Here is a 22,364-nt window from a genome sequence, read left to right as displayed (position 1 = left end):
CACGCAAGGTTCCACGGGCGCTTTGGTCAGGAGAAAAACTTCGATGTCTGAAGGTCCTCGTCTGGTCCCTGCCAGCTACGTTGTTTTTCGTCGTGCCGATCAGGTCTTGCTGCAGTTGCGGCAAGGTACCGGATACATGGACGGATGCTGGGCCGCCGCTGCTGCCGGTCATGTCGAAGCGGGGGAATCCGCCGTCCAGGCGGCAGTGCGCGAAGCCCGCGAGGAACTGGGGGTCTCCCTCGACTCCGGGCAACTGGTTCCGCTGACCACGATGCACCGCGGGCCTGGACCCGGGGTGGCGGAGGAACCACGGGTGGATTTCTTCTTCGGTTGCGAGCAATGGCAGGGAAGACCCCGGCTGATGGAGCCGGACAAGGCCGCCGATCTGTGCTGGTTCTCTCTCGACGACCTTCCACATCCAGTCGTTCCCCATGAACGGTACGTCTTTGAACGCCTGGCGGCGGGTCTGCCGGCCCTGACGACGTTCGGCTTCGATACGCCCTGAGAGACGTACCGAGGATGCGCTCCATTCCCCGGTGGCCCCATCCAGGCACTCACGGAGCAGGTCGGCGTGTCCGTTATGTCGGGCGTATTCCTCGATGAGATGCAGGAAGATCCAGCGCAGTGTCACGGGCTGGCCATCCCGGCGACGAACCGAGACCTCATCCAGGGATTCGTGGGCCCGCGCGATCTCACGGCTGGTCGTGATGGCGTCGTCCAGGTGGGAGACTTCGCGGCGGACTTCCTCGTCCGCGTTCTCCGCCAGCGGATCGAAGCCGTGGTGGTCCCCGTCGGGGTCGTCCCCGGTGCAGTGGAGATCCGCGGATTCGTGGCCGGAGAAGACCTCGGCGAACCAATACCGCTCGACCTCCGTGAGATGGCGCAGCAGACCACGCAGGCTCAAGGGCGAGGGCGCAACGGCTTGCCGTCCCAGCTGCTTCGCGCTGAGCCCGGCGCATTCGGTCTTCGAGGTCGCTCGATGGAAATCCAGCCACACTTCCACGGCACTTCGCTCGGTGTCAGCGAAGGGCGGATCGGTGCGTTCGGGAACGTCGAGAGGGGGAACCTGGTCCGTGCCTCGACGTTACACTCACCGCCGGAAACACGCGGACCGTGTCATCACAAGAAAAGCGAACGTTCCCCACGGTTGTTGTTGACACCCGAAATCAGTAGGCAGATACTACGAAAGTGACCCGCCTCACCGAGCCATTTGACCGCATGATGTAGATCGTGCTCGACAGAAGAAGCCGAAGATGTCTTCACCAACGTCACCTCCCACCAAGGTCAAGGTCGAACTGGACCGGGGCCTGAAACCAGATATCGGCAAGATCGGTCTGCTCTTCACCGGGGTTGGTTCCATCATCGGTTCCGGATGGTTGTTCGGTGCCTTCGAGGCGGCATCTTTGGTCGGCCCGGCGGCGATCATCTCGTGGATCCTCGGGGCCATCATGATCATCATCGTCGCCCTGAACTATGCAGAGCTCGGCGTCATGTTCCCGGTCGCCGGCGGTGTCATCCGATTCCCGCATTACTCCTTCGGTTCCTTCGCCAGCTACACCAGCGGGTGGATCACCTGGCTGGCGGTTGCGGCCACGGTTCCGATCGAGGTCCTGGCGGCGGTTCAATACGCCTCCAGCTATCTGCCATGGCTCATGCACGATGTGGAGGGGACCCTCGTGCTCACCGGCGGCGGCATCGCTGTCAGCGTCGTATTGGTGGCCTTGTTCTGTGTCATCAACATGTTCGGCGTCAAACTCTTCGCCCGGTTCAACAACATCCTCGTCTGGTGGAAGCTCGCCGTGATCCTGCTGGTCATTGTCGTGCTCGGCATCCTGGCCTTCCACCCGGGACATTTCCACGAAGCCCGGTTCGGTGGCTTCATGCCCGAAGGGGTGGGGCCGATCTTCGCGGCACTTCCTGCCGCCGGCATCGTGTTTTCCTACCTGGGATTCCGGCAAGGGGTCGAATTCGCCGGCGAAACGACGAATCCGCAAAAGAACGTCCCCTTTGCACTGATCGGTTCGATCGTGATCACCGGCATCATCTACGTGCTGCTGCAGATCGCCTTCATCGGGGCCGTGCCGGACAGCCTGCTCGACAACGGCTGGTCGGGCCTGTCATTCACCAACGACGCGGGCCCCTGGGCGCAAATCGCAATCGTCCTGGGAGCGATGTGGCTCGGCGTCATCCTCTACGTCGATGCGGTGGTCTCTCCTGCCGACACGGGCCTGATCTACACGGCACTGTCGCCGCGTCTTTCCTACTCCCAGGCCCGGGCAGGCAATGCCCCGTCGGGCTTGCAAAAGCTCAATAAGCGGGGGGTTCCCTGGGTCGGGCTCATCGTGATGTTCGTCGTCGCTTGCTTCATGTTCCTCCCGTTCCCTTCCTGGGCGAAGCTGGTCGGTTTCATCACGACCGGAACGGTGCTGTCCTTCGGCAGCGGTCCGGTCACCGTGGCGGCCCTGCCCCGTCAACTCCCTGACCAGGAGCGTCCCTACCGCCTTCCAGGAGGGGACGTGCTCCCGTTCCTCGGATTCCTCTGCGCGAACCTGATCGTGTACTGGACGGGCTGGGATACGAACTGGAAGCTCTTCGTGGCGGTGCTGATCGGCTACATCGTCCTGGTCCTGCACTACGTATTCAGCGATCGCAGCAAGATCCCGCCACTGCAGATGAAATCCGGAGGGTGGATGCTGTTGTGGATGGCCGGACTGGCGTTGCTGAGCTGGATCGGGCACTACGGGGACGGTTCGCTGGATCTGCTGACCTTCGGGTGGGGGGAACTCGGAGCCCTGGTGCTGACGGCGATCGTGTTCTGGGTAGCCGTGACGCGGCGCTTGTCACCCCAGGAAGTCGTGGACAACGTCTACCGCACGCACCTCGAGGACCCCGAGGACGGCAACGAAAAGACGACGAGCGGCTGAATCCCGCGCTATGCCTCGCACACGAGTAGATCTGCGCGGACCTGCTTGACAGTCCACCCGGGCGGGGTTGCCGCATTCGACCGCCTTGGCCTCCGGAGTAGGCCAAACAGCGGGTTCCGTCCAGCCGGTAGTGGCGGGATGCGCCCGTTGCGAACCCCCTCGATGGCGATGGTAGGGCGGCATAGACTAGTCGAATCCAAGGTGTTGTGCCCATCACCGGCCCCCGATGTGGAAGGGACCTTCCGGACGTCACGGCGGTGTTGAGGGCCCAGTGACATTCCTGGGGAAGGGAGGAGGGACCGTGAGTCAAGCACAGACCATTCCCGGACCGATCCCTGCACGTGGGACGGCCCTGGTCGTGGGGGCCTCATTGGCCGGATTGGCGCTGGCCATCTCACTGGCCCGATCGGGGCTGGCGGTGGACGTCCTCGAACGGGCCGAAGAGGAACGTCAGGGTGGCACCGGGCTCCGTCTCTGGGGCGGGATGGGGGAAACCAGCCGGCGGCGCGACGGATCGGGGACAGCGATGCCCTCCATTGCCTCGATCGCCTCGGCAGGTGCCCCTGGACCCGAGGGCTGGGCGACCGTCCGGCGCAGGTTGGCAGATGCTGCTGCCTTGGAACCGGGGGTATCAATCCACTATGAGAGCGAAGTCGTCGATATCGGCCAAGACGCCGAAACCGCGTGGGCTTCGGATGCCAACGGCAAGGTCCATGTGGCGGATATTCTCCTGGGGGCTGACGGGCACCGCAGCCTGGTACGCCGCAGCGTCGACCCGGCACACCCCGATGCCAGCTATGCCGGCTACATGATCTGGACCGGAAAGGCCCCCTACGACGCGGCTCCCGGGTGGGCCGAAGGCCGCAACCACATGGACATGATTACCCTGCCCCACGGGGACGGGGTCATGATCGTCGGGGAGACGAAGACCAACGGCGAACCCCGGAGATATTTCTGGCAGTGGTACGACCCCACCAGCAACGACTACTTGCGTGAGACCGGAGCCCTGGTGGACGACGTCTCCCAGTACTCACTGGTCAATGAGCGGATCGCGGCCTCGAAGTACCAGGACATCCACGAGCGGTCCGCGCATTGGCCGGAGCCATGGGGCCGGATCGTTCGCCATAGCGTGAAGCAACGCAGGATCATCGCCACACCGATCGCCGAATATGTTCCCCGACGACTGATGCATGGACGGATCGCGATCATCGGGGACGCGGCGCATGTGCCTTCACCCATGACCGGGGCAGGCTTCGATACCGGGTTGGCGGATGCCGAGACCCTGGGCGCACTCACCCAACGCGGTGTGGTGGGTCCACGGGGCAGGAAGGTCCTGAACGCCTATGAAAAACAGCGACTCGGGACCGCCCAACGGATGGTCAGGTCCGGCCAGGGATTTGGCCGGAGTCTGCTGGAACGGACGACCGGCTGACCCGGACCAAGCCTTCGAATGGATCCCAGGAATTCAGTCGGAAGTGAACCACCCCTTGACCCTGCGGTAGAAACGCTGCCGCTGCCGCTTCCTGCGGCGCTGGGTCGATGCGTGGTCGGGATCCTGGTCCCGCAGGTACTTCAGGAACATACGAGCGGTCTGATCGTTCTTCGCCCCGGAAACCGGCTGGCCGATTGATCCGAACATTGCGACTCACCTCCAGACGGCACGAGGAGCTCGGGTGCCGTTAACCCGAGAGTACACGCCCCGAATCGTCCCGGCCACGGTGGCATGCGGGGCTGGGACCGGTTAGTTCCAGTAGGAGACCAGGAGGACCGACGCGGAGAGAACCAACATACCCAGACAGTTGAGCCAGAACTCATGCCTCAGGAAGCGAGCGCGAAGGTGTGCGATGGCGGCCGCCAGGAAGTAGGCGATGACCGCCAGATTGGCAGCCCAGGCAATACCCGGGACGGTGATCCCCACCAGCAGGCCGGCCACGGCGAGGAACTTGATGAGAATCAGCGCCCACCACCAGTTCTAGGGAAAGCCCACCCCATCCAGGCAGTCCCGAATGAACTTCGGTGGGTGGATGGAAAGGACGGCATCTGCGAGCAGTATCAGCGCGAGCAAGAAGGTGGGCCACCAGGGGTCAGGAAGCAGGATCACGTCAACGGTCCTCGGGATCCAGCAGGGAAGCCACCACGGAGGTGAGCTCCTCACGGACCGTGTGCTGATCCAGGGCGCCACCGGCCCAGGAGAGGAGTACCCCCAGATAGGCGAAGTAGATGGCCGTCGCCGTCTGGGTCGCGGTGCCCGGGGGCATGCCATGTCCTTCCAGGACATGGGAGAACTCCGTTTTGAGGGTGGCCGCCAGGGCTTGGAAGATCCCGGAACCGGGGCCCCCGCGGAGCAGGACCGCCCCGTAGTCCCGAGCCAGCGGCATGTTGGCGGCAAAGAGGTCGATGAAGGGCCCGACCAGGGTGGTGATGGCATCCGCCGTCCGGGCACCGGATTCCCCCGAGCCCGGAGGTTCCGGGGGCAGGGGGCGGTGGTCGTGGACACCGGAGATCCACTCCTCGAAGACGGAGACGAGCAGTGCCTCCTTGCCGCCCTCGGCCATCACGGTGCCGATGCTCACCCCGGCCTGCGTGGCCACCTGGCGCACGGTGGTTGCCTTGAAGCCGTGTTTGAGAAAGAGGGCTTCCGCCGCGGTCATGACCTTCCGCCGGGTTGCCCGACGTTGGGTCTCACGTGATTGAACGTGTTCACTGAACATGTTCAACAACGTATCAGAAACCCGGGGTGACGGCGTCCCACGGCGGAACTGCAAGACTGGGCCGATGACCCCCGCTTCAGTTGTCCTGGATCGTTTCGTCTCCTCCGTCGAGGAGGAACGACTCGGCGCCTACGGGGTGCACGTCCTCATGGGGGAGGACGAAGCGCAGCATCGATGGCGAAGCGATGACCGGGAAAACATCTATTCGGTCTCCAAGGGGGTGTGTGCCCTCGCCATCGGCATGGCCGTCGACGAAGGACTGCTGAGCCCGGCCACGACGGTTCCGGGGCTGTTTCCGGAAATCGAGCTCGGGCCCGGGGTCGACCAGGTATCGGTGGGGCACTTGCTGGCCATGACCAGCGGAATCGACTTCCAGTGTTTCGGGATCGTGGAGGTGCCCGGGCCCGATCCGGTGCAGGAGATGCTGGCCAGCCCCAGTAGCGGGCCGGGGACCGTGTTCCAGTATTCCAATGCCAGTACCTATGTGGCGATGCGCATGCTCGGCAGCATCGTTGGTGATGTGCGCGACTGGCTGATCCCGCGGCTCTTCGAACCCCTGGGGATTCACAATCCGCAATGGCAGCGGTGTCCACGAGGGTGGATCAGCGGCGGCAGCGGCTTGGAGTTGCGGACCGAGGAGTTGGCGCGCATCGGGCGCGTGCTGCGCGATAGGGGCCAATGGGGCGGAGAGCGGTTGGTGGATGCGGCGTGGATCGACAGGATGCACGCCAACTGGTTCCCGACCGGAGCCGAGGCCCCTTTCGACGGTTATGGACTGGCGGCCTGGCGGGGACCGGGTCATGCGTGGCGCTTGGATGGAAAGTACGGGCAGTACATCCTGGTCGATGACATCAGCGACGCCGTGGTGACGATCACCGCCCATGAGGAATCGCGTGACCACCGTTTGATGGAACTCGCCCACGAGGCCATCACGGGCCGGTCGCATGGGCTCGTGGGCAAAGGGGTGGAAGGCTCCGCTGACTAGAGGCGTTCATTACGTGATCGACCCCGAAACATGAAGACCCGTTCGGGGGCCCCTGATATTGTCGACAAGTATATGACCGACATCACTTCGGCCGCCGTCGCAAACCTGCCTCGGTTCACTCGCACTATCGGACACCGCAGGGCTGTTCAGCACTAGCCGGCCGCGATAGCTCACCAAGGAGGGGAGAACTTCATGGGTTCCCTGATACTCATGATCATTGGTTTGGCCGTCATGGCGGCCGGCTATCTGGTCTATTCCAAGTTCCTCGCGCAGAGGGTCTATAAACTCGACAGCAGCTTCGTGACCCCGGCCCATGAACTCAAGGACGGCGTGGACTACATGCCCACGAATAAGTTCATCCTGTGGGGCCACCACTTCACGTCGGTCGCCGGGGCCGCGCCCATCGTCGGGCCCGCGATCGCGGTGATCTGGGGCTGGCTTCCGGCCTTGCTCTGGGTCACCCTCGGCACCGTCTTCTTCGCCGGGATGCACGACCTCGGTACGCTGTGGGCCTCGACGCGCAATAAGGGACGCTCCATCGGAGCGCTCTCGGCCCGCTACATCGGCAAACGCGGGGCCAACCTCTTCCTCGTTGTCATCTTCCTGGTCCTGCTCATGGTGATCGCGGCCTTCGCCGTCGTCATCAAGAACCTGCTGATCAGCACGCCGGGAGCCGTCATCCCCGTCTGGGGCGCCATCGTCGTGGCCCTCCTGGTGGGCGTGGCCGTCTACCGGCTGCGCTGGTCGCTGCTGCCCGTGACCGTGGTCGGCGTCGTCGTCCTGTACGCACTGATCGTGGTGGGCGACAAGATGCCAGTGGTGCTGCCCGAGTCGACGCTGGGCATGTCCCCGGCCACCTTCTGGATCCTGGCCCTCTTCATCTACGGGGCGGTTGCTTCACTGCTGCCGGTATGGGTCCTGCTGCAGCCGCGTGACTACATCAACGGCGTCCAGCTCTTCGTCGGTTTGATCCTGCTGTTCGGCTCGGTCCTGCTGGCCACGTTGTTCTCCGCCTCACCCCCGGATGTCGTCGCCCCGGCCATCAACATGAACGTTCCCGACGGAACACCGAGCATGATTCCGCTGCTGTTCGTGACCATCGCCTGTGGCGCCATCTCGGGCTTCCACGGCATGGTCGCCTCCGGTACGACCTCGAAGCAGCTCGACAAGGAGACGGACGCCCGGTTCGTGGGGTACTTCGGTGCCGTCGGCGAAGGCCTGCTCTCCCTGGGGACGATCCTCGCGGTCATCGGCGGCTTCAAGTCCGTGGCCGAATGGAATGAGATCTACAGCGAGTTCGGTTCCGCCGGGGTCAACGCCTTCGTCGAAGGCGGCGCGAACCTGATGCAGAACGGCATCGGCCTTCCGGCGTCGCTCAGTGCCACGGTGCTGGCGACCATGGCGGTGCTGTTCGCGGCCACCACCATGGATACCGGGATGCGGCTGCTGCGCTTCGTGGTCCAGGAAGCCGGAGAGGCGTTCAAGGTCAAGATCGGCAAGATCCCCGCGACCCTGATCGTCGTGGTCCTCGGACTGGGACTGACGTTCTCCCAGGGCCTGGGCGGCGAAGGCGGTCTGCGCATCTGGCCGCTGTTCGGCACCACGAACCAGCTGATGGCCTCACTGAGCCTGTCCATCATCGCGGTCATCCTGATCCGCAAGGGACGCAACCCCATCACGGCGCTGATTCCGCTGGTGATCATCTTCGTCATGGCCTTCTGGGCCGCGATCGAACAACTGGGCAGCTTCACCGACCCCGCCAACCCCGATTGGATGCTCTTCGCCCTGGACGTCATCATCATCGTGGCCAGTGTCTGGGTCGCCGTCGAAGCGATCCTTGCCATGCGCAACGCCACGAAGATGGTTCCCGAGCACGAGGGGGCCGATGCCGAACTGACGGCGACCAGGGAAGACCTCTAGCCCGATGGAACCAGCATCGACCGACCGGCGCCGGGACAAGTTCTCCCGGCGCTGGTCCGCTTTCCGGGAGGGACTGTACGAGTTCTATGTGGGACCGTACCGCCAGATGTTCAAACGGGAACAACAGGAAGAAGACGATCTGTTCATGATCGCCGTCCTGGGTGAAGCCCTGGGGGTCCCCGACCCCGCCGCCTACTACACCGCCGAACTGATGCCGGCCGTCTGGGAGGACTTCCATGCCTGGCATCGTCGCGTCGGCATTCCCCGATCGCCATTGGACCATATTGGATGTTGCTGAAACTCGCTAGCGAACGCAAAGTACTCTTCGTCGGAGGCAAGGGAGGCGTCGGCAAGACCTCCGTGTCATCGGCCTTGGCGCTGGCCCGGGCCCGCAGCGGCGGGCGGGTCCTGCTCGTCTCCACCGATCCTGCGCATAACCTCGGTCATATCTGGGACCTGAAGCTCTCGGATACCGCGACCCGGGTGTGTACCGCTGCCACGGGGTATGTCGATGCCGTGGAAATCGACCCGCAGGCCACCATCGAGCGCCACTTCAAGTCGGTGGGCGCCACGATGATGAAGCTCCTTCCCGAGCAACTGCACCGCTCCGCGCAGCAGCATCTCGACCTGGCGAAGACCGCGCCGGGCAGCCACGAATCAGCAGTCCTGGAACGGATCGCCGAGCTCATCGATCTGGGAGCCGCCGACTATGACCTGGTCCTGTTCGACACGGCTCCCTCGGGGCATACCCTGCACTTGCTGACCCTGCCGGAAAAGCTGACGGGATGGACGGAATCCTTGCTCGCCAGTCGGTCCAGATCCGAGCGGTTCGCCGCCGCCGCCCGCGGGCTCGTCGGCGGTGAAGACCCCCAGGCGGCAACGGATTCGGAGCTGCGCCGGACCTTGATCGCCCGCCGCGACCGGTTCTCCCGCATGCGGGAAGCGATCACCGACGAGACCGCCACCGGTTTCGTGATCGTGAGTCTGGCCGAGAAGATGCCCGTGGCCGAGTCCCTGGACATCGTGCGGCAATTGCGCGATTTGGGGATCGACGTCGCCTCCCTGGTGGTCAACCGCAGATCACCCGCGGATGCGGGGTCGTTCCTGGCCGAACGCAGAGAACTCGAAGACGCTTCACTGCAGGTGCTCCGCCGGAACCTCCCCGCGGTACCGATGACCGAACTGCCGTTGCTGGCCCGGGACCTGACGGGGGAGGAGGCCCTGGAGGAACTCGCGGCGCTGCTGGCGGGTGCCGGAGGGGCCGTCGACTAGTGGGGAACCGTGAGGTTCTGGTTAGCTGTGCCAATGAACGACGACCTTCCGAGCATTGAATTTGCCTTCCCGGGGCCGCTACGCGACAGCTTGATTGCTGCCATCGAATCCGGCGCCAAAACCTCGACCAGCTCATTGATGCGCGAATACGAGGTCGGTGATGGGACGCTGCCGGTTGTCGGCGACGCGGGCTGCGTCGTCGGCTCCGACGGCGAAAGGCTCTTCGCCGTGGAGACCACCGGCGTCGACTTCGTGCGGCTGGCAGATGTGCCCCTCGACCATGCCTTGGCCGAAGGTGAAGGCCATACCTCGGTGGCCGAATGGCGGGCCGACCACCTGGAGTTCTGGACGTCCGCCGAGATCCGGGCCGAACTCGGAGCGGACTTCGAACCCGATGACGACACCATGGTCGTCCTGGAACGGTTCGCCGTCGTTCGCTGACCGCCTCGGGATGACCCGTTCGGGTGGACGATCCCGTTCAGTCGCGGTGGAGGGATAAACGCAAGGTGGGTTGCTCCCGGCGCACCCACCCCAGGGATTCATAGAGGGCCAGACCGTCCTCGCTGGCCGCCAGATCCACCCTGGCCGCCGAGGTTTCATGGCGGAACCACTCCAGGAGCGCCTGGACGCAGGCACGGGCATGTCCACGGCGGCGATGGCCCTCGAGGGTGACGACATTGGAGAGGTGCCCGGTCACCGTTGCGCAGCTTGCCGGCGACGGTGGTGTGGTGTGGACATAGCCAAGCGCCGCCGCCACTGCTGTCCCGAAGGAATAGACGATGTACGCACAGGCATCGACACCCAAGTGGTCGGTGAACCATTGCGACGCCTCGGCCAGCCAGGGAGCTTCCGGAGAGGACGCTTGGCCCATGGTCTCGAACATGACGGCCCGGAGCCTGACGAGCGCGCCGATATCCTCGGTGGTGACCCGCCGAATCACCGGCTCCACCGGAGCGGACGCCGGGGCAGCGCAAAGGGAGCCAGCTCTCGGTTCGCCGATCATGCCGGCATCCCCTCGTAGCCGGCGGGGCTCAGCCACAGATGCCCTCCGACGACCTCACGGCCAATGGAGAGCGAATTGTCCAGGGAAGGCTTGTTGTCGGGGTGGATGTGACCCCAGAGCACGTCGCCGACCGAGGCGATCGGCAACCGGCCGCAGAGCTGGAGCAGTACGGCCCGGCCCAACCGGCGTCCACGGTGCTCCGCGTTGAGGCACAGCTCCTGGACGCTGTATCCCGACATGCCGTAAGCGTTCTCGCGGGCAGCGGCAACGACACCGATCGGCTCAGAATCCGAACACACCTCGAACAGCAGATTTTCTGTGGCTGCGCTGGACAGAAGATCGACGTCGGCCGGGGACGCCCAGGACTTGATGCCGGGGCGCGAATGTTCCAGCTCGTCGTATATCGCGGCCACACGGTCTGCCGCTGCTTGAGGATCGACGGCTCGAAGCTCGACGCTCTCCGTGCTGCTCGGCATGGCGCGCCATTTAAGGGTTTCCAACAGTCCGGCGACAATGAGCAAGTCAGTGGCCGCGTGCCCGGCATAGGTACCGCACCGTGCCAGCTCGGAGAGGGTCTGTTCCGGATCGGGGCAGTGGATGCGAAGGCAGAGGGGTGAGAAGGCGGTGAAATGCGGCAGGACGTCGGCCAGGGCCGCCAACTGGGAGGGCTCCGGGGCGAGGGAGGTGGCGATGATGTCGACAAACGGCCTGCTGATATCACGGACCCTGAAACGGATGCCGGCGATTGCCCACTCTCCGCCGGGAAGGGGGATGCGGCGATTGGCCCATTGGAGCGGATCGTCAATGGGCAACTGGACGAGATCGCGGATCTGCGCTCCCCATGCTGCATCACCCACCAGGGCCATACTGGGTTCAAGCCATTCGCTGAGGTTGCGGTGTAGGGAAGGAGACCATTCCACGATGCGAGGTGACGTCCACGCCGTGGCGGCTTCAATGATTTCGGCGGAGAGCATTCAGGCAGTCTAGTGCGACGGTGGCCTGCGACTGGGTCCCACTGGTCGATCCGGTGGTCGAGGCCTTCGCGCAGCAGCCCACCGGTATTGGCAGGGAAGGTCGAGTCACCTACGGTCAGTGGCATGGGATTCATGACGCTTGATGGAGCCAGGATCGCGTTCCGTGTAGCGGGCTCCGGACCTGCGCTACTGGCGCCGGAGTGCAACTTCACCTGGTCCCGGGAAATGGAGGGGTTGATGGCGCGCCGGTTCACGCTCATCGTCGCTTCCCCGCGGGACTTCGCAACCAGCACACGCACGGGTGCTCCCTATCTGCCCAACCGTTGGGCCACCGACCTGCGGCAGGTGGCACACCAATTGGGCCATGAACGGTTCCTGGTCTTCGGCTACTCCTTCACTGGTGCCTTCGGACCGTGGCTGGCACTTCAGCTGGCCGAATACGGGTCGGTGGCAGCTGTTGCTTCGGGTGGGTTCCCCCTGCTCGGTGACTACGGGATCACCTCGCGCGACGTCGACGCCGAGCTGGCGGGATTGGAAAAGGACCCGGCGATCCGGGAGCGGTACAACGAACGGTTCGATCTGTGGGCCGGGGCGGAATTCTATCGTGATCTGGCCGAACTGGCGCCCGATGCACTAGTCGATCTCATGCCTTGTCCACTCTTCGGCTTCTGGGGCGCGCAGGATCAGGATGCCGTGGGAATGATCATGCCCCCTCATGAACTAGGCGAAGGCCTGGCTCGTCGGGGAGTGCGCTGGAAACAGTACGACGGGTACGACCACGAAAGGCTCAACAGCCAGTTGCAGGTCGCGTGGCCGGACGCCGAGAAATGGCTCCTGGAGCAGGCGGCCGAACAGGGGCTCTGAACTCCACTGACGGCAATGCCCCCAGGACCCGTAGTCGACATGGCATCATGAACCGATGGCCTACACGATCAGACGCCCTGCTGCCGCCGATGCCCCCGCCCTGGCCGGGTTGCATGTGGCCACGTGGCAACAGACCTATGAGCACCTGCTGCCCGAGGGCTTCTTCACCGAGGAGCACCGCCGCAAGCGCCAGGGGATGTGGGAGCACATCCTCGGCCAGGAACGGGAGGACTTCGAGGTCCGCCTGGCCGAGCAGGACGGCGAACCCCTCGGCTTCGCGTTCTCCGGCCCGAGCGTGCCCACGGCGAAGTCCGTGCCACCGCGCGAACGTCAGCTGTTCTGCCTATATGTGCTCCAAAGCGGCCACGGAACCGGCGTCGGACAGGATCTGTTCAACGGGGTGCTCGGCGAAGAGGCAGCCATGCTCTGGGTCGAACCGGGCAACCCTCGGGCCATCTCCTTCTACCGACGCAACGGCTTCGAGTTCGATGGGACCGAACAGACCGACCCGGGAACACCACGCATCGTTGAAGCGCGGATGCTCAGGTAGGCCCACTCGCGGAAAGGGTGGCGGCGCCTAGGCATCCTGGTCGATGGCGACCCCGGCCCGGGCCAGCTCACCGAGGACGGTGGGCACCGTCACCCGGTGCACGGCGGCCGTCAGCCGGGCCAAGACCGTGGTGTCGAATCCGGCCCGCGCCGCGTCCAGGGCGGTCTCCCGGACACAGAAGTCGGTCGCGATGCCCACGATGTCGACCTTGTGGATATGCCGGGAGCTCAGCCATTCGCCCAGCGACTCGCCGGGGGTGCTCTCCAAGGATTCGCGGTCCGCCTCCTCGGAGGTGGCCGCCGGATCCTCCGGGTCCACCAGGGTGGATTCGAAACCGGAGTAGGCGGCCTCGTAGCGGCCCTTGCGGAAGGTGGCGGTCAAGGCGCCGGCCTTCAGGACCGGGGCCAGCCCGGGGTGTAGTTCGGCCCCCGGGGTGCCGGCGACGCAGTGCACCGGCCAGGAATCGACGTAGTCCGGTTCGGAGGAGAAATGGGTCCCCGGGTCGATATGCCAATCCTGGGTGGCCAGGACGGCGGCGTACTTCCAACCGTGGTCGTTCAGGTAGGAGGTGATGGCCGCAGCAGTGGCACCACCTCCGCTCACCCCGAGCGAGCCGCCCTCGCAGAAGTCGTTCTGCACGTCGACGATGATCAGGGCCGTTTCCATGTCTTGCTCTCCTCCTTGGGCACCCGGTGGTCGGGTACCTATAGATGATCCACGAATTCGGTGGGGATCACGGGTTCACCGCGCTGCAGCCGCTTGGAAAGACCCGGCATTTCCTTCACGCTGTCGCGATGTCGTTGGGTGGCACGCTGCAGTCCCGCGGAACCGGTGTATTCCCGGGCGACGACGCCGTCGGTCACCAACGGGACCAGCAGGTCGCGGTCGTTCCCATCGGAGGCCGGGGGCTCGCCGATGCCGACGATCTCGGCGGTGGCGCGGCCGCGCTCGTTGAGCCGGCGCACCGCGTATTTGCGGCCGCCGACGCTGACCTTGTTCTTGGCGGCCTTGGCCACATCGACGAAATGGCCGTCGTCGTCCTGGCGGGACACCAATTTATAGACCATGGAGGCCGTCGGCGCCCCCGAGCCGGTGACCAGTGCGGTGCCGACCCCGTAGGCGTCCACCGGGGCCGAGGCCAAGGCGGCGATGGCGTATTCGTCCAGATCGGAGGTGACCATGATGCGGGTGTTGTGGTTGCCCAGGTCATCGAGCAGCCGGCGCACCCAGCGGGCCTGTTCCACCAGGTCGCCCGAATCCAGCCGGACGGCGCCGAGTGCTGGCCCGGCCACCTCCACGGCGGTGCGGACCCCCTGTTCGACGTCGTAGGTGTCCACCAGCAGGGAGGTATCGGCCCCCAGGGAGGCGACCTGGGCTTCGAAGGCGGCCCGTTCGGAATCGTGCAGCAGGGTGAAGGAATGCGCCGCGGTGCCCACGGTGGGAACCCCGTAGTGCAGGCCCGCCTCCAGGTTCGAGGTGCTGTGGAACCCGGCGATGACCGCGGCGCGGGCCGCGGCGACGGCCGCATGCTCCTGGGTCCGGCGGGACCCCATTTCGATGCAGGGCCGGTCCCCGGCAGCGGCCATCATGCGTGAGGCGGCCGAGGCGATCGCCGAATCATGGTTGAGCACCGAGAGGATGTAGGTCTCCAGGACGCAGGCCTCGGCGAAGGTCGACTCGACGGTCAGCAGCGGCGAGTTGGGGAAGTAGAGGTCGCCTTCGGCATAGCCGTAGATGTCCCCGCTGAACCGGAACCCGCTGAGGTATTGCAGCGTCGTGTCATCCACGACGCCGCGATCGGAGAGGAAATCGAGTTGCTCGGTGCCGAACCGGAAGTGTTCCAGGCCCTCGAGGATGCGTCCCGTTCCGGCGACGACCCCGTAGCGGCGGCCCTCGGGGAGCCGCCGGGCGAAGGCCTCGAACACGGAGCGGCGGTGTGCGGCCCCCGAGTGCAGGGACGCCTGGAGCATCGTGAGCTCATAGTGGTCGGTGAAGAGCGAGGTCGGCTGCTGCCACATCGGTCGGAGGACTCCTCGGATCGTACGGTTCAGGACCGCGCTGCCGCGCTCCCACCCACACTCTATCGGCTGCCGGGGCCCTGACGTCGTAGAATGGAGGGTATGCCTGTCTTGACCGCACCCACCGATGTCCTGCCACGCAGCGAGACGACCGAGCAGCAGGAACTGGATACCCCGTACGTCCTGCTGGTTTGGAACGACCCCGTGAACCTGATGAGTTACGTCAGCTACGTGTTCCGCAGCCACTTCGGCTACTCCGAGACCAAAGCCGACCAACTGATGCTCGAAGTCCACCAACAAGGGCGTTCGGTGGTCTCCACCGGTGCCCTGGAACAGGTCGAAGCCGATGTCGCAGCAATGCACGGCTACGGGCTGTGGGCGACCTTCCAGCGCGCGGACCAGGGCTGACCCGATGGCCCGTGCCTTCAAATCCACGCCCCGCGGCTTCACGGCCCGGCTGGATTCGACCGAACGCGAGTTGCTGAGGGGATTGTTCGAGGACGTCGCCACGCTGCTGGCCCCCGAGGACGACGGCGCGGCCCCGGGGGAGGAACCGGATCCGCTCTGGGCGATGGTGGGCATGGATCCGCGCACCCACGCCGCGGAATTTGCCGCCCCCACCGATCCCGCCGAGTTGAGGTTGCTGCCCGATGCGGTGCAGGGGGACCAGGACGCCTCGCTGGAATACCGTCGATTGACCGAAACGACGCTGCGTGAGCGCAAGATCGGCGCGCTGAAGGCCGCCGCATTGGCGATGGAATCGTCCGCCCTGGCCTTCGATGCCGCGGCGGCGAACCAGTTCGCCCAGGCCCTGAACGATGTCCGTCTGGTCCTGGCCGAACGTCTGGATCTGCGTACCGAGGACGACGCCGAACGGATCTCCTCGGTCATCGACGCCGCCACGGTCGATGACGTGGACGAATATCTGGCCCTGGTCTACAACTTCGTCACCTGGTTGCAGGAAACCCTGATGCAGGCACTGCTCGGTTCGTTGTGACGTGGGAGACATCCGTGTTTTATTACTGCCCCCTCGCCGACACAGGCAGTATGGTCGGTAGATCATGAACAGCCACGCCTCCGCGCAGCCCCCCGGCGATGCCTTGCAGGATCGCCGGGCCGCCCGTGACCGCTCCGCACCGCTGGGGATCTTCGACTCTGGTGTCGGCGGCCTGACCGTGTCCCGGGCCATCATCGACCAGCTGCCCCATGAATCCACGCTCTACGTCGGCGATACCGCCAACAGCCCCTACGGGCCGTTGCCGATCGCCCAGGTGCGGGCCAACGCGCTGGGAGTGATGGACGAACTGGTCGACGCCGGGGTGAAACTGCTGGTCATTGCCTGCAACTCCGCCTCGGCAGCAGTGCTTCGTGACGCCCGCGAACGCTATACGGCCCGCTACGGGATCCCCGTGGTGGAGGTCATCCAGCCGGCGGTCCGCCGTGCGGTCGCCGCGACCCGCAATGGCCGCATCGGTGTCATCGGCACCGAGGCAACCATCGGCTCCCGCGCCTACGAGGACGCCTTCGCCGCGGCCCCGCAACTGGAGATCACCGCAGCCGCCTGCCCGCGGTTCGTCGAATTCGTCGAAAGCGGCGTCACCGCCGGCTCCGAACTGCTGCGCACCGCCGAACGGTACCTGGCCCCGCTGAAGGACGCCGGGGTGGACACCCTGGTGCTGGGCTGCACGCACTACCCACTGCTGACCGGGGTCATCTCCTACGTCATGGGCGACGGCGTCACCCTGGTCTCCAGTGCCGAGGAAACCGCGAAGGACGTCTACGCGGCGCTGATGCGCCACGGGCTCTCCAGCGAAGCCGGCGAACACGGCGCCCACGATTTCATGTCCACCGGCGACTCCGGCTACTTCGAGGTGTTGGCCCGCAGGTTCCTGGGCCCCGAGGTCCAGTCCGTACGGCATATGGCCCACGGTGGAACCATCCACCCCACCGGGGAGATCCCGCAGGTGCTCGTCCCCGACGCCGGCGTCGTCCCCGAAGGAGCCGCCGTGGGGGAGCAGCCATGAAGATGACCATCATCGGGTGCAGCGGCTCCTTCCCCGGCCCCGGCTCACCCGCCTCCTGCTATCTGGTCACCGCGTTCGACGGCGAACGCATCTGGCGGATCCTGCTGGATCTGGGCAGCGGCGCGCTGGGGGTGCTCCAACGGTATATGGATCTGGAGGACATCGACGCGATCTTTTTGTCCCATCTGCACCCCGACCACTGCATGGACCTGTGCGGGCTCCATGTGGCGGTGCACTGGAACCCGAACGGCTGGAACCGGGAACGGATCACCGTCTGGGGCCCCGAAGCCACCGCCGACCGGATGGCCACCGCCTACGGGCTGGAACTGGACCCGGGCATGCACGAGGACTTCGACTTCCACCACTGGGTGCCCCGGCAGAAGGTCGAGCTTGGACCCTTCACCATCTCGGCGGTTCCTGTCCGCCACCCGGTCGAGGAAGCCTATGCCATCCGTGTCGAGGCGACCGAACCACTCCAGGACGGGACGACCCGGACCTCGGTGCTGGCCTATTCGGGGGATACCGACTCCTGCGACGGCCTCGTCGAGGCGGCCCATGATGCGGATATGTTCCTCTGCGAGGCGGCCTTCGAGGAAGGCCGGGACGACGGCATCGACGGGGTCCACCTGACCGGCAAACGGGCCGGGGAAATGGCCACCGCCGCCGGGGCCAAACGCCTCCTGCTCACCCATATCCCGGTGTGGACGGATGTGAACACCGTGGTCGACGAGGCGAAGACCACGTACGACGGCGGTCTGGCGATCGCCGTGTCCGGGGTCACCTATGGGGTGTGGTCGGGGGACCGGCTGGGCGAACCGAAGGACAGGCCCGCCCCGCGGGACCCCTTCCGCCCCTGAACCCCTGATACGGGCCCCGGTGTCCGGCATTAGACTGGGACCCATGACTACAGGCTCCAATGCATCCACCATCCAGCGCGCCGACGGGCGCGGAACCGCCGATCTGCGGAAGGTCACCATCACCCGCGGTTGGTCCCTCCAAGCCGAAGGTTCGGCCCTGATCGAGTTCGGCAACACCAAGGTGCTGTGCACCGCCTCCTTCACCTCCGGGGTCCCGCGCTGGCTCAAGGGCGAGGGCACCGGGTGGGTCACCGGCGAATACGCGATGCTTCCCCGGGCCACGAACACCCGCAACGGCCGTGAATCGGTCAAGGGCAAGATCGGGGGGCGCACCCATGAGATTTCCCGGTTGATCGGCCGTTCGCTGCGTTCGGTCATCGACACCAAGGCCCTGGGTGAGAACACCATCGTGTTGGACTGCGACGTGCTCCAGGCCGACGGCGGAACCCGCACCGCGGCCATCACCGGCGCCTACGTTGCCCTGGCCGATGCCATCACCTGGGCCCGCGGCCAGAAGCTCATCGCCGCCAAGGCCAATGTGCTCACCGACAGCGTGTCGGCGATCTCGGTGGGCATCATCGATGGCACCCCGATGCTGGATCTTCCCTATGAGGAGGACGTGCGGGCCGAAACCGACATGAACGTCGTGGTCACCGGATCCGGTGACTTCGTCGAGGTCCAGGGCACCGCCGAAGGCGCACCCTTCAAGCGGGACGAACTCGATGCGCTGCTGGATCTGGCCCTGTCGGGGACCGCAGAGCTGGCGGTCATCCAGCGCGAAACCCTCGAGCAGTGATGGCGCCGTCCCCCCGGCTGGTCCTGGCCACCCACAACCAGGGCAAGTTGCGTGAGCTCCGCGAGCTGCTGCGCGGGCAGGTCCCCGGACTCGACGTGGACACCCAGGTCGTCGACGCCGGTGCCGTGGACGCCCCGGACGTCCGCGAAACCGGGGTGACCTTCGAAGCCAATGCCCTGCTCAAGGCCCACGCCGTGGCCGAAGCCACCGGGTTGCCGGCCATCGCCGATGATTCGGGCCTCTCGGTGGACGTCCTGGGCGGGGCGCCGGGGATCTTCTCCGCCCGCTGGTCGGGCCGCCATGGCGACGACGCCGCGAACCTGGCGCTGTTGCTGGCCCAACTGGCCGATGTTCCCGCCGAACACCGCGGCGGTGCCTTCGTCTGCGCCGCCGCCCTGGCCCTGCCCGACGGCACCGAACAGGTGGAACTGGGGCGCCTGGAAGGCACCGTGCTGGAAGCACCCCGCGGGCAGGGGGGATTCGGCTACGACCCGATCCTGCAACCCGTCGGTGAGGACCGTAGCTGCGCCGAGCTGGACAGTGCCGAGAAGAACGCGATCAGCCACCGCGGCCAGGCCTTCAGGGCCCTGCTGCCCCACCTCGTCGAGGTGCTGCGGGCCGGCTGATCCGTCGCCGAGTCTTCCGGGTGTAGGCGCCCGGCCAGACCAAGGAATCCCCCTGATCCGTCGCGGATCAGGGGGATTCGTGCATCCGGCTAGCTCCGGGCGGGTTTGCGGGCCTTGATCAGTTCCACGGCGATGGGCACGACCGAGAGCAGCACGATGGCCACGAAGATGATGTCGATGTTGTTCCCGACCCAGGTGTACTGCCCGAGCCAGTGGCCCAGCAGGGTCACTCCGACCCCCCAGAGCAGCGCCCCGACGAGGTTGAAGGCGATGAACGTGCGATAGTGCATCTTCGCGACCCCGGCGATGACCGGGACGAAGGTCCGCACGATCGGCACGAAGCGGGCCAGAATGACCGCCCGGCCGCCGAATCGCTCGAAGAATTCGTGGGCCTTGTCCACGTATTCCTTCCTGAAGAACCGCGAATCGGGTTTATTGAACACCGACGGCCCGGCCTTGTGGCCAATGAGATAGCCGGTCTGGTCCCCGGCGAAGGCGGCGATGAACACGCATCCGGCAAAGAACCACAGGTTCACGTCGATGGCCCCCGTGGCGACCAGCAGGCCCGCAGTGAACAACATGGAATCGCCGGGGAGGAAGAAGCCGACCAGCAGGCCGGTTTCGGCGAAGACGATGCCGCAGACCAGCAGGATGATCCAGGGCGCCAACCGTGGATCGCGCAGGAAGACATCGGGGTTCAGGAAGTCCGGCAGCAAGCCGGCCATCTGGGGCTGGAGGGTCACTGCGGCGTCCAGGGCCGGGCTCAGGGCGTCAATCATCACAGGGTCCAGCTTACCGGCGGGCTGGCCACCGGCTGGGACGAAAGAGGCCTTCGGGACAAAGTGTGGGCAGACTCCCAGCAATGCCCCGCTAAGGTGGTGGGGTGGCTTTGGACTTTACGGCGATCGATTTCGAGACGGCCAATGGATTTCGCGGGTCGGCCTGCTCCGTTGGCGTCACCCGCGTCCGTGACGGGGGGATCGTCGATGAGGCCTACTGGCTGATGCGCCCGCCCGAGGGGTTCGACCACTTCGATCCGCGCAACGTGCAGATCCACGGGATCACCGCCGATATGGTGGCCACCGCGCCCCGCTTCGGCGAGGTCTTCGGGGAACTGGCCTCCTTCATCGGTGCCGATACCGTCGTGGCCCATAACGCGGCCTTCGACCTCGGGGTCATCCGTTCCGCCCTGGAGGTCTCCGAACTGGCGGGCCCGGCCTACGATTTCGCCTGCACCGTGAAGCTGGCGCGCAAGACCTACTCGCTGCAGTCCTATTCGCTGCCCTTCGTCGCCGAAGCCGCGGGATCGCCGATGGAGAACCACCACGATGCCCTGGCCGACGCCAGGGCCTGCGCCTCCATCATGATCGACATCGGCCACCGGCATGCCGTGGACTCGGTCTCCCGGGCCGCCGGCGCCGCCCGCGTGGCGATGGGCCATGCCGCGGCCTACGCGCCGGGGGACGGCCTGTCCAAGGCGACGGTCTCGGCCAGGGAACGACTGGCCGCTGGAATGCTGGTCCCCGCCCAACCGACCTGGGCCGGAGGCTGGCCCAGCGAAGGGGAGAACCCGCCGCCGAACCCCGGGGCCGACCCCGCGCACCCGCTCTACGGGGAGACGGTGGTCTTTTCCGGGAACCTGTCCATCACCCGGCAGGAAGCCAAGAACCGGGCGGCGGAGAACGGGGCCACCTGTGCCAGCCGGGTCACCCGCGCCACCACGGTGCTGGTCGTCGGCGACGGCTTCGTCCCCGGGGATCTGCACACGACCCGCCTGACGACCAAGGTCAAACATGTCCTGCGGTTGCGCGAGGCCGGACGCGGGATCTCCCTGCTGTCGGAAGGTGAGTTCCTGCAACTGGTCGACGGGTTCCGGCTCGCCTGATCAGCCCGCCGGTTCCGGGGCAGCGCCGAGGACGGCTTCGACCCACCGGTGGTGCATCTGGTGGATGACCGAATCCACGGCGGACTGCGGCCGGCCGTCCGCCGGCCGATATCCGCGGGCCGAGGCCACCAACGCCGCCGCGTAGCCTGCCGTATCAGGATCCGGTGCCGACCCCAGACGCCGGACGACGCCGGGGACCCCACCGGTTTCGGACAATCCGGAGGCCATCTCCTCGAGGGCGGCCGCCAGGGCGGCACCCAGGGCGGTGGAGGAGGTCCCCTCGTCCTGCGCCAACTGCTCCAGCAGCTCCTGCCAACGCTGCGTCGCCTCCACGCCCAGGTCCAGGCCGGCCCGGACCGCCAGCGCCGCCGATGCGGCAGCCCGGTGGGCCGCGGGGGCACCATGGGTCAGGGCCGCGGCATCGGAGGCGAGCCGTGCCGTCGTGCCCTCATCGACCCGCGGCAGCAGGGCCATGACCGCTGCCCGCGGCAGGACCCCCGGACCATCCGCCGTGGGGTGGGCCGGCCGACCGGTACTGGCCATCTCCGGGTCGGACAGGGCCGTGCGGTTCTGTGGATCCCCCGGGGCCAGGTTCGGGGCCGGGAGCACACCGGTGTCGGCGAAGGCGGCGTCGATCCACCGCGGCAGTGGTTCCGGGGCCCCTTCGGGGAAGGAACCGGTGACGGCGTGCCTCCAGCGCAGCCCGGCCAGCCACAGGCAGGCCGCCTCATCGGAGGCGACCCCGTCATTGGCCCATTCGACGGCTTCGAGGAGGCCATCGAGCAGGAACAACTGCAGGGTCTCCGTCTCACCCGGGGCGTCCAGGGCCCTGGCTGCGGTGGCGCCGGCGGCCGTGGCCTGCAGGATGGCGAGCACCCGGTCGGAGAATTCGGGGCGTGGTTCGAGGTTTTGCGGCGTCTGGTTCACCCGGACAGTCTAGGAGATGGCCCGGCGA

26 protein-coding genes and 1 pseudogene are annotated in these 22,364 nt (G+C 66.1%); 17 read left to right on the top strand and 10 right to left on the bottom strand.

From position 1 onward, the window contains the following. Window positions 1-43 precede the first annotated feature (43 nt). Window positions 44-505 (top strand): NUDIX hydrolase, encoded by a 462-nt coding sequence (locus tag ACT3S2_RS09010; RefSeq protein ID WP_444553557.1) that lies wholly within the window; start codon window positions 44-46, stop codon window positions 503-505. A 96-nt stretch (window positions 506-601) separates the two neighbouring features. Here ACT3S2_RS09010 and ACT3S2_RS09005 read toward each other — a convergent pair. Next, window positions 602-997 (bottom strand): annotated as a pseudogene (locus tag ACT3S2_RS09005) (mycothiol transferase); the annotation flags it as partial. Window positions 998-1,253: 256 nt separating this feature from the next. Here ACT3S2_RS09005 and ACT3S2_RS09000 point away from each other — a divergent pair. Both ACT3S2_RS09000 and ACT3S2_RS08995 read left to right on the top strand, forming a co-directional pair. Beyond that, on the top strand, window positions 1,254-2,924 hold the full coding sequence (locus ACT3S2_RS09000; RefSeq protein WP_444553556.1) for an APC family permease: 1,671 nt from the start codon (window positions 1,254-1,256) through the stop codon (window positions 2,922-2,924). Window positions 2,925-3,225: 301 nt separating this feature from the next. Further along, window positions 3,226-4,356 (top strand): FAD-dependent monooxygenase, encoded by a 1,131-nt coding sequence (locus ACT3S2_RS08995; RefSeq protein WP_444553555.1) that lies wholly within the window; start codon window positions 3,226-3,228, stop codon window positions 4,354-4,356. A 33-nt stretch (window positions 4,357-4,389) separates the two neighbouring features. Here ACT3S2_RS08995 and ACT3S2_RS08990 read toward each other — a convergent pair whose 3' ends face one another. The 3 genes from ACT3S2_RS08990 to ACT3S2_RS08980 all read right to left on the bottom strand — a co-directional run bounded on the left by ACT3S2_RS08990 (window position 4,390) and on the right by ACT3S2_RS08980 (window position 5,635). Next, window positions 4,390-4,563, bottom strand: a complete 174-nt coding sequence (locus ACT3S2_RS08990) for a hypothetical protein (protein WP_444553554.1) — start codon at window positions 4,561-4,563, stop codon at window positions 4,390-4,392. Window positions 4,564-4,665: 102 nt separating this feature from the next. Then, window positions 4,666-4,857 (bottom strand): hypothetical protein, encoded by a 192-nt coding sequence (locus tag ACT3S2_RS08985; protein ID WP_444553553.1) that lies wholly within the window; start codon window positions 4,855-4,857, stop codon window positions 4,666-4,668. A 169-nt stretch (window positions 4,858-5,026) separates the two neighbouring features. Continuing rightward, window positions 5,027-5,635 (bottom strand): TetR/AcrR family transcriptional regulator, encoded by a 609-nt coding sequence (locus ACT3S2_RS08980; RefSeq protein WP_444553552.1) that lies wholly within the window; start codon window positions 5,633-5,635, stop codon window positions 5,027-5,029. Between the two features lie 64 nt (window positions 5,636-5,699). Here ACT3S2_RS08980 and ACT3S2_RS08975 point away from each other — a divergent pair, with 64 nt between their 5' ends. The 5 genes from ACT3S2_RS08975 to ACT3S2_RS08955 all read left to right on the top strand — a co-directional run bounded on the left by ACT3S2_RS08975 (window position 5,700) and on the right by ACT3S2_RS08955 (window position 10,253). Further along, a complete protein-coding gene (locus tag ACT3S2_RS08975; RefSeq protein WP_444553551.1) occupies window positions 5,700-6,620 on the top strand; it encodes a serine hydrolase domain-containing protein in 921 nt (306 codons plus the stop codon). Between the two features lie 192 nt (window positions 6,621-6,812). Further along, window positions 6,813-8,540, top strand: coding sequence for a carbon starvation CstA family protein (locus ACT3S2_RS08970; RefSeq protein ID WP_444553550.1), 1,728 nt, complete (start codon window positions 6,813-6,815; stop codon window positions 8,538-8,540). Between the two features lie 4 nt (window positions 8,541-8,544). Further along, the gene (locus ACT3S2_RS08965) at window positions 8,545-8,838 is read left to right on the top strand and encodes a cory-CC-star protein (RefSeq protein WP_444553549.1); all 294 of its coding nucleotides are present in this window, start codon (window positions 8,545-8,547) and stop codon (window positions 8,836-8,838) included. Continuing rightward, window positions 8,829-9,812, top strand: coding sequence for an ArsA family ATPase (locus tag ACT3S2_RS08960; protein ID WP_444553548.1), 984 nt, complete (start codon window positions 8,829-8,831; stop codon window positions 9,810-9,812). The genes ACT3S2_RS08965 and ACT3S2_RS08960 overlap by 10 nt, the downstream gene beginning before the upstream one ends. A gap of 33 nt (window positions 9,813-9,845) precedes the next feature. After that, complete coding sequence (locus ACT3S2_RS08955) at window positions 9,846-10,253, top strand: ASCH domain-containing protein (RefSeq protein WP_444553547.1); 408 nt, start codon at window positions 9,846-9,848, stop codon at window positions 10,251-10,253. 37 nt (window positions 10,254-10,290) lie between these two features. Here ACT3S2_RS08955 and ACT3S2_RS08950 read toward each other — a convergent pair whose 3' ends face one another. Next, window positions 10,291-10,815 (bottom strand): GNAT family N-acetyltransferase, encoded by a 525-nt coding sequence (locus tag ACT3S2_RS08950; protein WP_444553546.1) that lies wholly within the window; start codon window positions 10,813-10,815, stop codon window positions 10,291-10,293. Continuing rightward, window positions 10,812-11,789, bottom strand: a complete 978-nt coding sequence (locus ACT3S2_RS08945) for a hypothetical protein (RefSeq protein WP_444553545.1) — start codon at window positions 11,787-11,789, stop codon at window positions 10,812-10,814. The genes ACT3S2_RS08950 and ACT3S2_RS08945 overlap by 4 nt, the downstream gene beginning before the upstream one ends. A gap of 132 nt (window positions 11,790-11,921) precedes the next feature. Between ACT3S2_RS08945 and ACT3S2_RS08940 the strand changes: the two genes are divergently transcribed. Beyond that, window positions 11,922-12,653 (top strand): alpha/beta fold hydrolase, encoded by a 732-nt coding sequence (locus tag ACT3S2_RS08940; RefSeq protein WP_444553544.1) that lies wholly within the window; start codon window positions 11,922-11,924, stop codon window positions 12,651-12,653. A gap of 55 nt (window positions 12,654-12,708) precedes the next feature. Beyond that, entirely contained in the window at window positions 12,709-13,203 is a 495-nt protein-coding gene (locus ACT3S2_RS08935; protein ID WP_444553543.1) for a GNAT family N-acetyltransferase, read from the top strand. A 27-nt stretch (window positions 13,204-13,230) separates the two neighbouring features. Here the strand turns inward: ACT3S2_RS08935 and ACT3S2_RS08930 are convergent, their stop codons facing one another. Together ACT3S2_RS08930 and ACT3S2_RS08925 are read right to left on the bottom strand one after the other, a co-directional pair. Beyond that, entirely contained in the window at window positions 13,231-13,869 is a 639-nt protein-coding gene (locus ACT3S2_RS08930) for an isochorismatase family protein (RefSeq protein ID WP_444553542.1), read from the bottom strand. A gap of 38 nt (window positions 13,870-13,907) precedes the next feature. Further along, entirely contained in the window at window positions 13,908-15,221 is a 1,314-nt protein-coding gene (locus ACT3S2_RS08925) for a nicotinate phosphoribosyltransferase (RefSeq protein WP_444553541.1), read from the bottom strand. A 102-nt stretch (window positions 15,222-15,323) separates the two neighbouring features. On the opposite strand from ACT3S2_RS08925, the gene clpS reads away from it, so the two are divergent. From clpS to rdgB, 6 genes are all read left to right on the top strand, one after another. Further along, window positions 15,324-15,629, top strand: coding sequence for an ATP-dependent Clp protease adapter ClpS (gene clpS, locus ACT3S2_RS08920; protein ID WP_444553540.1), 306 nt, complete (start codon window positions 15,324-15,326; stop codon window positions 15,627-15,629). A gap of 4 nt (window positions 15,630-15,633) precedes the next feature. Beyond that, window positions 15,634-16,218: a DUF2017 family protein gene (locus ACT3S2_RS08915; RefSeq protein WP_444553539.1), complete on the top strand. Its 585-nt coding sequence runs from the start codon at window positions 15,634-15,636 to the stop codon at window positions 16,216-16,218. Between the two features lie 64 nt (window positions 16,219-16,282). Then, window positions 16,283-17,245, top strand: coding sequence for a glutamate racemase (murI, locus tag ACT3S2_RS08910; protein WP_444553538.1), 963 nt, complete (start codon window positions 16,283-16,285; stop codon window positions 17,243-17,245). Then, window positions 17,242-18,102: an MBL fold metallo-hydrolase gene (locus tag ACT3S2_RS08905; RefSeq protein WP_444553537.1), complete on the top strand. Its 861-nt coding sequence runs from the start codon at window positions 17,242-17,244 to the stop codon at window positions 18,100-18,102. The genes murI and ACT3S2_RS08905 overlap by 4 nt, the downstream gene beginning before the upstream one ends. Window positions 18,103-18,145: 43 nt before the next feature. Further along, the gene (gene rph / locus ACT3S2_RS08900) at window positions 18,146-18,898 is read left to right on the top strand and encodes a ribonuclease PH (protein ID WP_444553536.1); all 753 of its coding nucleotides are present in this window, start codon (window positions 18,146-18,148) and stop codon (window positions 18,896-18,898) included. After that, a complete protein-coding gene (gene rdgB, locus ACT3S2_RS08895; protein ID WP_444553535.1) occupies window positions 18,898-19,524 on the top strand; it encodes an RdgB/HAM1 family non-canonical purine NTP pyrophosphatase in 627 nt (208 codons plus the stop codon). Before rph ends, rdgB begins: the two co-directional genes overlap by 1 nt. Before the next feature lie 89 nt (window positions 19,525-19,613). Here rdgB and ACT3S2_RS08890 read toward each other — a convergent pair whose 3' ends face one another. Beyond that, window positions 19,614-20,303: a VTT domain-containing protein gene (locus tag ACT3S2_RS08890; RefSeq protein WP_444553610.1), complete on the bottom strand. Its 690-nt coding sequence runs from the start codon at window positions 20,301-20,303 to the stop codon at window positions 19,614-19,616. A 104-nt stretch (window positions 20,304-20,407) separates the two neighbouring features. Between ACT3S2_RS08890 and ACT3S2_RS08885 the strand changes: the two genes are divergently transcribed. Then, on the top strand, window positions 20,408-21,409 hold the full coding sequence (locus ACT3S2_RS08885; RefSeq protein ID WP_444553534.1) for an exonuclease domain-containing protein: 1,002 nt from the start codon (window positions 20,408-20,410) through the stop codon (window positions 21,407-21,409). Here ACT3S2_RS08885 and ACT3S2_RS08880 read toward each other — a convergent pair whose 3' ends face one another. After that, window positions 21,410-22,336, bottom strand: coding sequence for an ADP-ribosylglycohydrolase family protein (locus ACT3S2_RS08880; RefSeq protein WP_444553533.1), 927 nt, complete (start codon window positions 22,334-22,336; stop codon window positions 21,410-21,412). Between the last annotated feature and the right edge of the window lie 28 nt (window positions 22,337-22,364).

This window comes from Arthrobacter sp. AOP36-A1-22 (genome assembly GCF_052377615.1).
In the GTDB taxonomy this organism is placed as follows: domain Bacteria; phylum Actinomycetota; class Actinomycetes; order Actinomycetales; family Micrococcaceae; genus Arthrobacter_H.
Note: the sequence above shows the minus strand (reverse complement) of the source record. Positions and strands in the feature narration are given on the sequence as shown.

Coding starts and splice junctions, on each gene's coding strand:
- ACT3S2_RS09010 (WP_444553557.1), top strand. CDS start 44: ATGTCTGAAGGTCCTCGTCTGGTCCCTGCCAGCTACGTTGTTTTTCGT.
- ACT3S2_RS09000 (WP_444553556.1), top strand. CDS start 1,254: ATGTCTTCACCAACGTCACCTCCCACCAAGGTCAAGGTCGAACTGGAC.
- ACT3S2_RS08990 (WP_444553554.1), bottom strand. CDS start 4,563: ATGTTCGGATCAATCGGCCAGCCGGTTTCCGGGGCGAAGAACGATCAG.
- ACT3S2_RS08980 (WP_444553552.1), bottom strand. CDS start 5,635: ATGTTCAGTGAACACGTTCAATCACGTGAGACCCAACGTCGGGCAACC.
- ACT3S2_RS08975 (WP_444553551.1), top strand. CDS start 5,700: ATGACCCCCGCTTCAGTTGTCCTGGATCGTTTCGTCTCCTCCGTCGAG.
- ACT3S2_RS08970 (WP_444553550.1), top strand. CDS start 6,813: ATGGGTTCCCTGATACTCATGATCATTGGTTTGGCCGTCATGGCGGCC.
- ACT3S2_RS08965 (WP_444553549.1), top strand. CDS start 8,545: ATGGAACCAGCATCGACCGACCGGCGCCGGGACAAGTTCTCCCGGCGC.
- ACT3S2_RS08960 (WP_444553548.1), top strand. CDS start 8,829: ATGTTGCTGAAACTCGCTAGCGAACGCAAAGTACTCTTCGTCGGAGGC.
- ACT3S2_RS08955 (WP_444553547.1), top strand. CDS start 9,846: ATGAACGACGACCTTCCGAGCATTGAATTTGCCTTCCCGGGGCCGCTA.
- ACT3S2_RS08950 (WP_444553546.1), bottom strand. CDS start 10,815: ATGATCGGCGAACCGAGAGCTGGCTCCCTTTGCGCTGCCCCGGCGTCC.
- ACT3S2_RS08945 (WP_444553545.1), bottom strand. CDS start 11,789: ATGCTCTCCGCCGAAATCATTGAAGCCGCCACGGCGTGGACGTCACCT.
- ACT3S2_RS08940 (WP_444553544.1), top strand. CDS start 11,922: ATGACGCTTGATGGAGCCAGGATCGCGTTCCGTGTAGCGGGCTCCGGA.
- ACT3S2_RS08935 (WP_444553543.1), top strand. CDS start 12,709: ATGGCCTACACGATCAGACGCCCTGCTGCCGCCGATGCCCCCGCCCTG.
- ACT3S2_RS08930 (WP_444553542.1), bottom strand. CDS start 13,869: ATGGAAACGGCCCTGATCATCGTCGACGTGCAGAACGACTTCTGCGAG.
- ACT3S2_RS08925 (WP_444553541.1), bottom strand. CDS start 15,221: ATGTGGCAGCAGCCGACCTCGCTCTTCACCGACCACTATGAGCTCACG.
- clpS (WP_444553540.1), top strand. CDS start 15,324: ATGCCTGTCTTGACCGCACCCACCGATGTCCTGCCACGCAGCGAGACG.
- ACT3S2_RS08915 (WP_444553539.1), top strand. CDS start 15,634: ATGGCCCGTGCCTTCAAATCCACGCCCCGCGGCTTCACGGCCCGGCTG.
- murI (WP_444553538.1), top strand. CDS start 16,283: ATGAACAGCCACGCCTCCGCGCAGCCCCCCGGCGATGCCTTGCAGGAT.
- ACT3S2_RS08905 (WP_444553537.1), top strand. CDS start 17,242: ATGAAGATGACCATCATCGGGTGCAGCGGCTCCTTCCCCGGCCCCGGC.
- rph (WP_444553536.1), top strand. CDS start 18,146: ATGACTACAGGCTCCAATGCATCCACCATCCAGCGCGCCGACGGGCGC.
- rdgB (WP_444553535.1), top strand. CDS start 18,898: ATGGCGCCGTCCCCCCGGCTGGTCCTGGCCACCCACAACCAGGGCAAG.
- ACT3S2_RS08890 (WP_444553610.1), bottom strand. CDS start 20,303: ATGATTGACGCCCTGAGCCCGGCCCTGGACGCCGCAGTGACCCTCCAG.